We start from the raw sequence: 14,403 nt of genomic DNA, 5'->3' as shown, positions 1-14,403 counted from the left end.
CCTCGATACGAGCCTGCGTCACTGCTGGGCCCTCCACATTTCTTCGAGCATGGTGATCTGGTTCTGGTCGAGGTCGAGCAGGTCGAGGTCGGACGGGGTGTGCCCGGCGGTGACCCCGCCCGCCGCCCAGGCCGCGAGCGCGTCGAGGGCGGCCGTCCAGCCGTCCGCGAGCGCCGCGACCGTGTCCTGGGGCAGGGCGTCGCCCGCCCACAGGAAGGAGGCGGCCAGCTCCGGCCCGTCCGGGCCGTGCTCGACCTCCGCGTCCACCTGGAGGGGGTACGCGAGCGGGGCGTCCGGCTCGGGGCCGACGGCGAGCGCGTCGGCCTCCTCGGCCGGGCCCCAGGCGGACTGCCGGGCGGCGGTCTGCCGGCCCAGGTAGTTCCACAGGATCTCCGGGCGGTCCTCCGGGTCGAACAGCCCGGCGGTGGCGGCGTTGGCGTACCGCAGCAGCCCGGCGCCGATCCCGCCGTCCGGGACCCCGCGGATCCGCTCCTTGATCTCCTTCAGGGCCGCTCCGGCGTCCTGCGTCCCGCCCACGACCGCCCGCGCGTCGTAGGAGTCCGCCGTGAGCCGCAGCGGGTACACGCCGGTCAGCCAGCCGACCGTACGGGTCAGGTCGGCGCCCGGGACGAGGTCCTGCTCCCGGCCGTGGCCCTCCAGCTCCACGGTCAGGCCGTCCGCCGGCTTCCCCCGCCGGGCCGCCCAGTCGCCCACGGCGAGCGCGAGCGCGGTCAGGAGCGTGTCGTTGACCGTGCCGTGGAAGGCCTGCGGCACGGCGGTCAGCAGGGGCTCGGTGCGCTCGGCGGAGAGCCGCACGGTGAGCCGCCGCGCGGTCGCCACCGTGTCCCGCGCCGGATCGAGGGCACGGTCCGTCAGGAGCCGCCCGCCGGTCGCGGACTCGGCCAGCCACCGGTCCAGTTCGGCGGTCCGCCGGGCGCTCTGCGCCTCGGCGAGCAGTCCCGCCGTCCAGGTCCGCAGCGCCGTCGGCACGGCGTCGAGGGCGTTCAGAGCGTCCAGGGCGGGCGTCCGTCCCTCCGCCGCAGCCTCGCACGCGGCCCGCAGGTCCGGCAGCAGGATCTGCCACGACACCTCGTCCACCACCAGGTGGTGGGCGACGAGCAGCAGCCTGCCCGGCTCGCCGGGACCGGCGTCGAAGCGCACGGCCCGCACGGTCCGCCCGGACTCCGGGTCCAGCTCGCCCGCGGCCCGGTCCGACTCGCGCGAGACCAGCTCCCGCAGGGCTCCGGCGTCGAGCCCGGCCGCGTCCACCGTCCGCAGCAGCGAGGCCGCCTTCAGCGAGCCGACCGGGGCGATTTCGGCGCTCCACACCCCGGGCCGGGCCACGGTCAGCACCTGCCGCAGACCGTCGTGCCGGTCCAGGACCGCCTGGAGCGCGGTCTCCAGGTCCGCGTGCCGCACCCCGGCGGGCAGCAGCACCAGACGGGCCTGGCAGAACCGGCGGTACGCGCCGCCGCGCCCCGCGAACCAGTGCGCCACCGGCGGCAGGACCAGCGGGCCCGTCGCCTGTTCGGCCGGACGCTCCGTCGCCCTGCCCGCCGGGGCGGCGGGCGCGGCGACGGCGGCCAGGCCGGCCGGCGTCGGGTGCTGGAACACCTGGCGGGCCGTCACCGTGAACCCGGCCTTGCGGGCCTGGCTGACGTACCGGATGGAGACGATGCTGTCGCCGCCCAGCTCGAAGAAGTTGTCGTCGGGCCCCGCGGCGGGCAGCCCCAGGACCTCGGCCATGAGCCGCGCGAGCAGCTCGGCCGGGGTCTCGGAGGCGGCGGCCGGCGCGGTCGGTGCCGTCGCCCGGCGGGGCTCCGGCGGCACCGGCAGGGCGCGCCGGTCCAGCTTGCCGTTCGGCGAGAGCGGCACGGACGGGATCTCCAGGATCACGGCCGGGACCATGTACTCCGGGAGCCGCGTCGCCGCGTGCGCCCGCAGCGCGTCCGCGTCGAGCGGTCCTTCGCCCGCCGGGACGGCGTAGGCGACGAGCCTGCGCACGCCCGGCCGGTCCTCGCGGACCACCGAGACGGCACGGGCCACCCCGGGCGCCCCGGAGAGCACCGCGTCGATCTCGCCGAGTTCGATGCGCAGGCCGCGCAGCTTGACCTGGTCGTCGGTGCGGCCGAGGTACTGGAGCCGCCCGTCGTCGTGCCGGACGACCAGGTCGCCGGTCCGGTACATGCGGCTGCCGGCGGGCCCGTACGGGTCGGCCACGAACCGCTCGGCGGTCAGGTCGGGGCGGGAGAGGTAGCCGCGGGCGAGCTGGACGCCGGCGAGGTACAACTCGCCGGGCACGCCGACCGGGACCGGCTGGAGGCGCCCGTCGAGGACGTGGACGCGGGTGTTCCAGACGGGGGAGCCGATGGAGGCCGAGGCCGTGGTGGCGCCCGGGAGGGCGGTGGCGGCGGTGACGTCCACGGCGGCCTCGGTGGGGCCGTACAGGTTCTCCAGGGCGACCGTCCGGCCCCCGGCGGAGGCGTGGAAACGGTCCACGAGATCGGTGGGCAGGGCCTCGCCGCTGCACACGACCAGACGGAGGCCCGGGCAGTCCGCCACGTCCACCGAATCCAGGAACGCCTGGAGCATCGACGGCACGAAGTGCAGCACGCTGACCCGCCGTTCGCGGATCGCCTCGGCCAGGTACTCCGGGTCCTTGTGCCCGTCGGGCCGGGCGATCACCAGAGGCACGCCCTGCGCCACCGGCCAGAACAGCTCCCACACGGAGACGTCGAAGGTGGTCGGGGTCTTCTGGAGGACCCGGTCGGCGGGCGTGAGTCCGTACGCGCCCTGCATCCACTGGAGGCGGTTGACGATGGCCTCGTGCTCGACCATGACGCCCTTGGGGCGTCCGGTGGAGCCGGAGGTGAAGATGACGTACGCCGGGTGGCGGGGAAGGAGCGGGGCCGACCGGTCCGCGTCCGTCACCGCGTGCGCGTCCGCGCCCGCCCACTCCGCCGCCACGGCGGCCGAGTCGAGCACGATCCGCTCCGCCGCGAGCCCCGCCGGAAGGTCCGGCGCCGAGGCCGCGTCGGTGAGGACGGCGACGGGCCGGGCCGTCTCGCACATGTGGGTGAGGCGGTCGGCGGGCAGGGTGAGGTCGAGCGGCAGGTAGGCGCCACCGGCCCGGACGACGGCGTGGATCGCCACGAGCAGGTCGAGCGAGCGCGGCAGGGCCACGGCGACGACCGACTCCGGTCCCACGCCCCGGCCGATGAGCAGCCGGGTGAGCCGGTTGACCCGCGCGTCGAACTCCGTACGCGACAGCTCCTCGTCCTCGAAGATCAGCGCCGGTCCCTCGGCGCGGGACGCACCCGCCGCCACCAGGTCCGCCAGCGTCCGGGGACCGTCCACGACCCGCTCGGTCGCGTTCCATCCCTCCAGGGCGCACCGCTCGTCCCCGTCCGTCAGGTCCAGGGAGGAGACCGGGGCGCCCGGGTCGGCCGCCACGGCGTCCAGGAGCCGGACAAGGCGTTCCACGAGCCGTTCGGCACCCGGCAGGCCGAAGAGGTCGGTCGCGTACCGCAGACCGCCCTCGATCCGCCCGTCGTCCTCCGAGCCGCCGAACGCGAACTCCAGGTCCACCTTCGACCCGCCGATCTCCACCGGCAGTTCACGGGCCGCGACCCCGAAGAGCGAGGAGACCTCGGTGGACACCGAGTGGTACGTCACCATCGCCTGGAACAGCGGGTTGCGGGCCTGGGAGCGGGCCGCGCCCACCGCCTCCGCCACCGCTTCGAGCGGCAGATCGGCCTGGGCGAAGCCCGCGAGCCCGGTGTCCCGCACCCGGCCGACCAGCTCCGCGAACGTCGGCTCGCCCGACACGTCCGCGCGCAGCACGAGCGTGTTCAGGAAGAAGCCCACGAGTCCGTCGAGCTGTTCGTCGCCGCGCCCGGAGACCGGCGCGCCGAGGGGGATGTCGTCCCCGGCGCCGAGCCGGTGCAGCAGGGCCGCGACGGCCGCGTGCACCACCATGAACATCGTCGCGCCGGAGTCGCGGGCGATCCGGGCGAGCCCGGCGCCCGTCGCGGCGGACACGTCGAACGGGACCACGTCGCCGCCGTGCGTCGGCGTCGCCGGGCGCGGGGTGTCGGTGAACAGCCCCAGCTCCTCCGGAATCCCGGCAAGCGCCTCCCGCCAGTACGCGGCCTGACGCGCCGCCGTCGAGTCCGACTCCTCGGCGTCACCGAGGAGTTCGCGCTGCCAGAGGGCGTAGTCGGCGTACTGGACGGGGAGTTCGGGGAACTCGGGCGCCCGGCCGGTGGCACGGGCCGCGTAGGCGGTGTCCAGGTCGGCGAGGAGCGGTCCGGTGGACCACTCGTCGGTCGCGATGTGGTGCAGGAGCACCACAAGCACGTGCTCGTCGTCGGACGCGCTGAGCAGCGTCACCCGCACCGGGATCTCCCGGGCCAGGTCGAAGACGTACCGGGAGGCGGCCTCCGCCTCGGCTGCCAGGTCCTCGGAGTGGACGCGGCGCACCGCGAACGGCACCCGCGCCTCGCCCGGCGTCAGGATCCGCTGGTACGGCTCGCCGTCGGCCTCCGCGAACACGGTCCGCAGCACCTCGTGCCGCGCCACCACGTCCTCCACGGCGGCCCGTACGGCCTGCGCGTCCACGGGCCCGCCGAGACGGACCGCGAAGGGCACGTTGTACGCGGTCCCCGGGCCCCGGACGCTGTCGAAGAGCCACAGGCGCCGCTGGGCGTACGAGAGCGGCAGCCGCTCCGGGCGTACGGCGGGGGCGAGGACGGGCCGCTCGGAGGCGGTCCGCTCCGCGAGCCGGGATGCGAGCGCCGCGACCGTCCGCGCCTCGAACACGTCCCGCACCGAGCACTCCACGCCCAGGGCGGACCGCATCCGGCTCGCCGCGCGGGCCGCGAGCAGGGAGTGGCCGCCGAGGTCGAAGAAGTCGTCCTCGACCCCGGCCGTCTCCAGGCCGAGCACGGCCGCGACGATCCCGAGCAGGATCTCCTCGCGCGCGTCCCTCGGCGCCCGCGAGGGTCCGGCGACGGCGTCCGGCGGCACGGGCAGGGCACGGCGGTCGAGCTTGCCGTTGGGGGAGAGGGGAACGGCCGGGATCTCCAGGAACACGTTCGGGACCATGTACTCCGGCAGGCGGGAGGCCGCGTGGGCGCGCACCGCGTCCACGGGGACCGGCCCGTCGCCGGTGCCGACGACGTACCCCACGAGCCGCTGCACGCCGGGCCGGTCCTCGCGGACCAGCGTCACCGCGTGCGCCACGCCGGGTGCTCCGGAGAGCACCGCGTCGATCTCGCCGAGTTCGATGCGCAGGCCGCGCAGCTTGACCTGGTCGTCGGTGCGGCCGAGGTACTGGATCCGGCCGTCCACGTGCCGGACGACGAGGTCGCCCGTGCGGTACATGCGGGAGCCGGCCGGACCGTACGGGTCCGCGACGAATCGCTCCGCCGTCAGGTCGGGGCGGGAGAGGTAGCCGCGGGCGAGCTGGACGCCCGCGAGGTACAGCTCGCCTGGGACGCCGACCGGGACCGGCTGGAGGCGCCCGTCGAGGACGTGGACGCGGGTGTTCCAGACGGGGGAGCCGATGGAGGCCGAGGCCGTGGTGGCGCCCGGGAGGGCGGTGGCGGCGGTGACGTCCACGGCGGCCTCGGTGGGGCCGTACAGGTTCTCCAGGGCGACCGTCCGGCCCCCGGCGGAGGTGTGGAAACGGTTCACCAGATCGGTGGGCAGGGCCTCGCCGCTGCACACGACCAGACGGAGGCCCGGGCAGTTCGCCACGTCCACCGAATCCAGGAACGCCTGGAGCATCGACGGCACGAAGTGCAGGACGCTGACCCGCTGCCCACGGATCAGCTCCGCGAGGTACTCCGGGTCCCGGTGGCCCCCGGGCCGGGCGATGACGAGCGGCACGCCCTGGGCGAGCGGCCAGAACAGTTCCCAGACGGAGACGTCGAAGGTGGTCGGGGTCTTCTGGAGGACCCGGTCGGCCGAGGTCAGCCGGTAGGTGCCCTCCATCCAGGCCAGCCGGTTGACGATGGCCTCGTGCTCGACCATGACGCCCTTGGGACGTCCGGTGGAGCCGGAGGTGAAGATCACGTACGCCGGGTGGCGGGGGAGCAGCGGCGTCCGCCGGTCCGCGTCCGTGACCTCGGCGCCGGCCAGGTCGTCCAGCTCCGCACGCACCTCGGGCGCGTCCAGGACCACCGGCTCGGCCTCCACGCCGGCCGGCAGTGCGCCGAGCGACGGAAGGTCGGTCAGGACGCACACCGGACGCGCGGTGTCCGTCATGTGGGTGAGGCGGTCGGCGGGCAGGGTGAGGTCGAGCGGCAGGTAGGCGCCACCGGCCCGGACGACGGCGTGGATCGCCACGAGCAGGTCGAGCGAGCGCGGCAGGGCCACGGCGACGACCGACTCCGGTCCCACGCCCCGGCCGATCAGGAGCCGGGCGAGCCGGTTGACCCGCGCGTCGAACTCCGTACGCGACAGCTCCTCGTCCTCGAAGACCAGCGCCGGTCCCTCGGCGCGGGACGCACCCGCCGCCACCAGGTCCGCCAACGTCTGCGGACCGTCCACGACACGGCCGGTCGCGTTCCACTCCTCCAGGACCCGGCACCGCTCGTCCCCGTCCATCAGCGCGGCCGAGGACACGGGCGCGTCGGGCGCGGTCGCCACGGCGTCCAGGAGGCGGACGAGCCGTTCGGTCAGGCGCTCGGCGCCCGCCCGCTCGAACAGGTCGGTCGCGTAGCGCAGACCGCAGGTCATACCGGCGCCGTCCGCACCCCGCGTCCGCCGGAACAGGATCTCCAGGTCGAACTTGGCCGCGCCGCCCCGCACCGGGAACTCCCCGGCGTCCGTGCCGAGCAGCCGGGACAGGTCCGGGCCGCCGCCCTCGTACGCCACCATCGTCTGGAACAGCGGGTGGCGGGCGAGCGAGCGGGCCGGCGCGACGGCCTCCACGACGGCGTCGAAGGGCAGGTCGGCGTGGTCGAGGACCGCGAGGCCCGCCGTACGGGCGCGGTCGAGGAGTTCGGTGAAGGACGGGTCGCCGGACAGGTCGGTGCGCAGGACGGCCGTGTTGACGAAGAAGCCCACGAGCCCGTCGAGGGCGCTGTCGCCGCGCCCCGCGACCGGGGTGCCGAGGGGGATGTCGTCCCCGGCGCCGAGCCGGTGCAGCAGGGCCGCGACGGCCGCGTGCACCACCATGAACATGGTCGCGCCGGAGTCCGCCGCCAGCCGGTCGAGGCGGGCCACGAGGTCGGCCGGAAGCTCGGCCGTGACCGTGTCGCCCCGGTGGGTCGGGACGGCCGGCCGGGGCCGGTCGGTGGGCAGCGCCAGCTCCTCCGGCAGCCCGGCCAGGGCGTCGCGCCAGAAGGCGGACTGGCGGCAGGCCAGGGAGGACGCGTCCGCCGGGTCGCCGAGGAGTGCGCGCTGCCAGAGGGCGTAGTCGGCGTACTGGACGGGGAGTTCGGGGAACTCCGGGGCCCGGCCCGCGAGGCGGGCGGTGTAGGCGGTGTCCAGGTCGGTGAGGAGCGGTCCGGTGGACCACTCGTCGGTCGCGATGTGGTGCAGGAGCACGACGAGGACGTGCTCGTCGCCGGCCGTGCCGAACAGGGTGACCCGCAGCGGGAGTTCGTCCTCCAGGCCCAGGGGCTCCGCGATCGCCGCCTCCACCGCGTCCGCGAGCGCCCCGGGCGCCGCCTCGCGGACCGCGAACGGCACCCGCGCCTCGCCGGGCGCCAGGATCCGCTGGTACGGCTCGCCGTCGGCCTCCGCGAACACGGTCCGCAGCACCTCGTGGCGCGCCACCAGGTCCCCGAACGCGGCGCGCAGCGCGTCGGCGTCGGGCCGCTCGCGCAGCCGCAGGGCCAGCGGGACGGTGTACGTGGAGCCGGCGCCGTCCATGTCGTACTGGAACCACAGGCGCCGCTGCGCGTACGAGAGGGGCAGCCGCTCGGGGCGTACGGCGGGGGCGAGGGCGGGCCGTTCGGAGGCGGTCCGCTCCGCGAGCCGGGCCGCGAGCGCCGCGACCGTCCGCGCCTCGAACACGTCCCGCACCGAGCAGGCCCGGCCCGCCGCCCGCACCCGGGCCACCAGGCGCGTCGCGAGCAGGGAGTGCCCGCCGAGTGCGAAGAAGTCGTCCTCGGCACCGACCGACGCCAGGCCCAGGACCTCCGCGAACGCCTCCGCGAGGCGCTCCTCCGTCTCGCCGCGCGGGGCGCGGGACGGCGCGGCGGCCGTCACGGCGGGCGCGGGCAGCGCGGCCCGGTCCAGCTTGCCGTTGACGTTCACCGGCAGGACGTCCAGGGCGACGACCGCCGCCGGGACCATGTACTCGGGCAGGCGCCCGGCGACCTCGCGGCGCACCGCGTCCGGGTCGGCGCCGCCGGTCGTGTACGCCACCAGGCGCGGCACGCCCGGGACGTCCTCGCGGACCAGGACGGCCGCCGAGGCGACGCCCTCGCAGGCCGTCAGTTCGGCCTCGATCTCGCCGAGTTCGACGCGGAAGCCGCGGATCTTCACCTGGTCGTCGGCGCGGCCCAGGAACTCGATCAGGCCGTCGGCGCGGCGGCGCGCCAGGTCGCCCGTGCGGTACATGCGGGAGCCGGCCGGGCCGTACGGATCGGCCACGAACCGCTCGGCGGTGAGCACGGAACGGCCCAGGTAGCCGCGGGCGTTCTGGACGCCCGCGAGGTACAGCTCGCCGGGCACGCCGGGCGGCACCGGCCGCAGCCGGGCGTCCAGGACGTGCGCCCGGGTGTTGTCGAGCGGGCGGCCCACCACCGGGGTCGCGCAGTCGGTGACCCGGGCGACCAGGGCGTCCACCGTGAACTCGGTGGGACCGTAGTAGTTGACCGTCTCCACGCCGGGGACCGCGCGCAGCTCCGTCCACAGGGCGGGCGGCACGGCCTCGCCGCCGAGGAGGAACAGCGGGGGCCGGTGGTCGCCCGCGAGCAGGCCCGCGTCGAGCAGGTGGCGGCCGTACGACGGGGTGACGTCGAGCGCGTCGATCCGCGCCTCCCGCACGTGGGCGACGACGGCGTCCGCGTCGCGGCGCCCGTACTCGTCCAGGACGTGCAGCTCGTGGCCCGCGATCAGCCACAGCAACTGCTCCCACGAGGAGTCGAAGGAGAACGAGGCGGTGTGCAGGGCGCGCACGCGCCGCCCGAGCCGGTCCGCGACCGGGCGGTAGAGCTGCCGCTCGTGGTCCCGGTACAGGTTCGTCAGACCGGCGTGGTGCAGGCCGACGCCCTTGGGGCGGCCGGTGGAACCCGAGGTGTAGATGACGTACGCCAGGTCGTCCGGCTGCGGCGCGCGGGGCGCCGGGCCCTCGGCGGCCGCCAGTCGGTCCCGTACCTCCGGGTCGTCCAGGACGAGCCGGGACGCGCCGGCCGCGTCCGGGACCCGCCCGTCCACGGCCCGGGTGGTGACGACGCAGACGGGCGAGGCGTCGTCCAGCATGTACGCCAGGCGCTCCTCCGGGTGGTCCAGGTCGAGCGGCAGATAGGCGCCGCCGGCCTTCAGGACGGCGAAGGCGGCGACGACGGACTCGGCCGAGCGGGGCACGGCGAGCGCCACGACGGCGTCCGGGCCGACGCCCTCACCGGCGAGCAACAGGGCGAGCCGGGTGACCCGGTCGTCCAGGTCGGCGAAGGTGAGGCGCAGGTCGCCGCAGACCAGGGCGACGGCGTCCGGGGTCTGCCGGACGCGCTCGGCCAGGATCTCCACCACGGTCGCGCCCGGGTGGTCGACGGCGGTGTCGTTCCACCGCTCCAGGAGCGCCCGCTCGTCGTCGGAGCGCAGCTCGTACGCGGAGACCGGGGTCTCCGGGGCGGCGACGGCCTGCTCCAGGAGGCGAAGGAGGCGGGAGGCGAGCGCGTCGGCCGTGGCCCGGTCGTACAGGGCGGACGAGTAGAAGACCTCCAGGTCCAGTTCGTCGCCGTGGGCGCCGTCGGAGAAGGTGATGTCGAGGTCGAACTTGGCGACGCCCGGGTCGGTGCGGTCCACGGCCGCGTCCAGGCCGAACAGGGCGCGCACGTCCTGGGTGACGGTGCTGTGCGACACCATGGTCTGGAAGAGCGGGTGCCGGGTGAGGGACCGCTCCGGGTTGACCGCCTCCACGACCGAGTCGAACGGCAGGTCGGCGTGGTCGAGCGCGGCCAGGTCGGCGCCGCGCACCCGCTCCAGGAGGGCGGCGAACGTCGGGTCGCCGGACAGGTCGGCGCGCAGCACCACCGTGTTCACGAAGAAGCCGACGAGGCCGTCCAGGGCCGGGTCGGAGCGGCCGGCGACGGGGCTTCCGAGGGGGATGTCGTCGCCCGCGCCGAGCCGGTGGAGCAGGGTGGCGACGGCCGCGTGCACGACCATGAAGACGCTGGTGCCGGACTCGCGGGCCAAACGCCGGATGCCGGAGGCGAGGGCGGCGGGCACCTCGTGGTGCACCATGCCGCCCGCGTTGTCGGGCTCGGCGGGCCGGGGCCGGTCGGCGGGCGGGGTCGCCTCGGCCGGGAGGCCGGCCAGCGCCTCGCGCCAGTACGCGGCCTGCCGGGCGGCGGGGGACTCCGGGTCCGCCGGGGCGCCCAGGGCCTCGCGCTGCCAGAGCGCGAAGTCGGCGTACTGCACGGGCAGCGGGGCGAACTCGGGTGCCTCGCCCCGGAGTCGGGCCGCGTAGGCGTGTTCGAGGCCGTTCAGGAACGGGCCCATCGACCACTCGTCGCCGGCGATGTGGTGCAGCAGGACCACCAGGGCGTCGGCGCCGCGCTCGGTGTCGCGCACCAGGGTGACCCGCACCGGGGCCTCCGCCGACAGGTCGAAGAGATGGCCGAGGGCCGCGTCCACGGCCGCGTCGACATCGCCCGTGGCGGTCTCCTCCACGCGGAGCCGCACCCCGGCGTCGGCCGGGTCCAGGATCCGCTGGTACGGCTCGCCGTCGCGCTCCGCGAAGACCGTGCGCAGTGCCTCGTGCCGGGCCACCACGTCCCCGAGGGCCGCGTCCAGGGCCTCCGGGTCCAGGAGCGTACGGAACCGGGCCACGAACGGGATGTTGTACGTGGCGCCGGGGCCTTCGAGCTGGTGCAGGAACCAGAGGCGGTGCTGAGCGTCGGACAGCGGAAGGACCTCGGGCCGCTCCCCGGCGGTGAGCGCCGGACGGGCGCCCGACGCGGTGCGGGCGGCCAGCCGCTCGGCCAGGGCCGCGGGCGTACGGGCCTCGAACACGTCCCGTACGCCGCAGTCGGCGCCGAGCGCGGTGCGCAGCCGGGCGGCGACGCGGGCGGCGAGCAGCGAGTGCCCGCCCAGGTCGAAGAAGTCGTCGTCGGGACCGGCCGAGGCCAGCTCCAGGACGTCCGCGTACGCCCCGGCGACGATCTCCTCGCGGGCGTCGCGGGGGGTCCGGCCGGCGGTCGCGGCGGACCCGGCCAGGTCGGGCGCGGGCAGCGCACGCCGGTCCACCTTGCCGTTGGCGGTGAGCGGGAATGCGTCCAGGACCACCACGGCCGACGGCACCATGTGCGCGGGCAGGCGCTCGCCCACGGCCGCGCGCAGCCCGGCCGCGCCCGGGGCGGAGCCGGCCGCGCCGGTCACGTAGCCGACCAGGAGCGGGGAGCCGGGTATGTCCTCGCGGACGACGACCACGGCCCGGTCCACCTCCGGACGGTCCGCCAGGGCGGTCTCGATCTCGCCGAGTTCGATGCGGAAGCCGCGGATCTTCACCTGGTCGTCGGCGCGGCCGAGGAAGTCGACGACACCGTCGGGGCGGCGGCGCACCAGGTCGCCGGTGCGGTACATGCGGGAGCCGGGCGGGCCGTACGGGTCGGCCACGAACCGCTCCGAGGTGAGCGCCGGGCGGCCGAGGTAGCCGCGCGCCAGCTGGTCGCCCGACAGGTACAGCTCGCCGGGGCGCCCGTGCGGGACGGGGCGGAGCGCCGAGTCGAGGACGTGGGCGCGGGTGTTCCAGAACGGCAGGCCGATGTCCGGGGTGCCGGTGTGTTCGGGGGAGAGGACGGAGGAGGTGGCCCAGACGGTCACCTCGGTCGGCCCGTACACGTTGGTGACCGAGGCGGCCGTGCGGGCGAGGCGTTCGGCGAGGGCGGCGGGCAGCGCCTCGCCGCCGACGAGGACCTTGGTGCGGGTGAGGGCGCTCGGGGCGCCCTCTTCCAGGAGGGCGTGCCACAGCGAGGGCGTCGCCTGCATGACGGTCGGCCGGTGGGCCTCGACCAGGGCGGCGAGGGCCGCCGGGTCGCGGACGGTGTCGCGGCCCGCGAGGACGACCGCCGCGCCGCTGATGAGCGGGACGTGGATCTCCAGGGCGGCGATGTCGAAGGAGACCGTGGTGACGGCGACGAGCCCGTCGCCGGGCTCCATGGCCAGCTCGTGGGCCTGCATGCGCAGGAAGTTGGCGAGCGCGGAGTGCGGGATCACCACGCCCTTGGGGCGGCCGGTGGAGCCCGAGGTGTGGATGACGTACGCCGGGTGGGCGCCGTCCGGGGCCGGAAGCGGCCCGGCGGGCTCGCCGGCCAGGTCCGCGAGGGCGGACAGGGCATCGGGGGAGTCCAGGACGAGGGTCTCGGTGCCGGGTACGTCGGGGGCGTCGGCCGCGGCGGCCAGGGTGGTGAGGACGCACACCGGGCGCGCGTCCTCGACCATGAACTCCAGGCGCTCGGCCGGGTATTCGAGGTCGAGCGGCAGATAGGCGCCGCCCGCTCTGAGGACGGCGAGCAGGGCGACGATCAGCTCGGTACCGCGCGGCAGGGCGATGCCGACGAACCGCTCGGGGCCGACGCCGCGCGCGGCGAGCAGCCGGGCCAGCCGGTGGACCCGGGCGTCGAGTTCCGCGTACGTGAGCTCCTCGGCGCCCGCGACGAGCGCGACGGCCTCGGGGTGCTCGCGCACCCGGGCGGCGAAGGCCTCCACGACGGTGCCGGGCGCCACCTCGCGGGCGGTCGCGGCGGCCTGCCCGGCGAGCGTCTCCAGGAGCGCGTCGTCCAGGAGGTCGGGGCGGCCCACGGGGGTGTCGGGTCCGGCGGTGGCGGCCTCGGTGAGGAAGCGGACGAACTCGGCGCAGCGGGCGTTCAGGCCCTCGGCGTCGTAGGCGCGCGGATTGGCGTCGAGTTCGAAGGCGATCCGGCCGGCGGCCGTGTCGTGGCGGACGGCCAGGGTCAGGTCGTCCACCGGGCCGGCGGCCACGTTGTGCACGGCGCCGGGGGCGCCGGCGAAGTCGAGGGCGTTGTCGAAGGCCTTGACGTTGACCATCGGGCCGAGCGGGCCCCGGTCGCGGCCGACGAGGCCGAGGTCGCGGCGGATGTCCTCGGCGCGGTGGCGCTGGTGGCGGCGCAGGTCCCGGACGCCGGCGGCGACCTCGGCGACCAGCTCGGCCAGGGGGAGTTCCGGGCGGACCGCGACCCGCAACGGCAGCACGTTGACCACCATCGCCGGGACGGAGAGGGAGGCCGAGCCCAGGCGGGCCATCGCGGGCAGCGAGAGCAGCACGTCCCGCTGCCCGGTCGAGCGGTGCAGGAAGGCGGCGAAGGCGGCCGTCACGGCGTCCGCCCAGGTGGCCTTCGCGGCGCGGGCGAGCGCGAACACCCCGGCGGTGGCCTCGGGCGTGAGCGCGGCCGAGGCGCGCAGGAAGTCGGGGGCGGCCGGGAAGGAGGCGCCGGCCAGCGGCTCGTGGTCGCCCCGGTCCGCGAGCCGGTCCCGCCAGTACGCGCGGTCGGCGGCGTACCGCTCGCCGTCCCGGTAGGCGGCCTCCTCCTCGACGACGGCGGACAGCGGGCCGAACGGCGAGGGGGCGGGCTCCTCGCCGCGCGCGAGCGCCGTGTAGACCTCGGCGGTGCGGCGGGACAGGAGCGAGAAGCCGTAGGCGTCCAGGGCGATGTGGTGGACGCGCTGGTACCAGAGCGTGCGCTCCGGGGCGACCTTGTGCAGGGCGAAGCCGAACAGCGGGGCGGTGGCCGGGTCGGCGGGCGTCGCCATGTCGGCGCGCATCGCGGCGAGCGCGGCGGCCTCCGGGTCCGGGGCGCCGAGGTGGTCCACGACCTCCACGACGGGGCCGCTCGGGGGCCCGTCGGCGAGGACCTGGGACGGCTGCCCGTTCGCGTCCTCCTCGAAGCGGACGGTGAGGGCATCGCACTCCCCGACGACGCGGCGCAGGGCCGTCGCGAAGAGGTCCGGGTCGAGCGCGCCGTCGACGGCGACGTACTGTCCGACGTTGTAGACCGGGGAGTCGGGGTCGAGCCGCTGGCCGTACCAGACTCCGGTCTGGGCCCCGGTCAGGGCGAGGCGTCGCAGAGCACGCTCGGTCATGGATCTTGCTCCAGGGGTCACCCGCGGCGGCTCGGGGCCGGCGGCGGGACGGGACGGAGAGGGAAGAGAAGGGGGAGGGAGGGCGGGGCGCCGGGGCGGTGCCGGGCCGGTGGCACCGGC

Annotated in this window: 1 protein-coding gene; it reads right to left on the bottom strand. The window is 76.2% G+C overall.

The window, feature by feature from the left end; genetic code table 11:
* Positions 1-18: 18 nt before the first annotated feature.
* Positions 19-14,283, bottom strand: a complete 14,265-nt coding sequence (locus CP977_RS04060) for a non-ribosomal peptide synthetase (protein WP_152369631.1) — start codon at positions 14,281-14,283, stop codon at positions 19-21.
* Between the last annotated feature and the right edge of the window lie 120 nt (positions 14,284-14,403).

This window comes from Streptomyces cinereoruber (assembly GCF_009299385.1).
GTDB classification, from domain to species: Bacteria; Actinomycetota; Actinomycetes; order Streptomycetales; family Streptomycetaceae; genus Streptomyces; species Streptomyces bikiniensis.
This window is presented reverse-complemented; position numbering and strand designations above follow the sequence as displayed.

Coding starts and splice junctions, on each gene's coding strand:
- CP977_RS04060 (WP_152369631.1), bottom strand. CDS start 14,283: ATGACCGAGCGTGCTCTGCGACGCCTCGCCCTGACCGGGGCCCAGACC.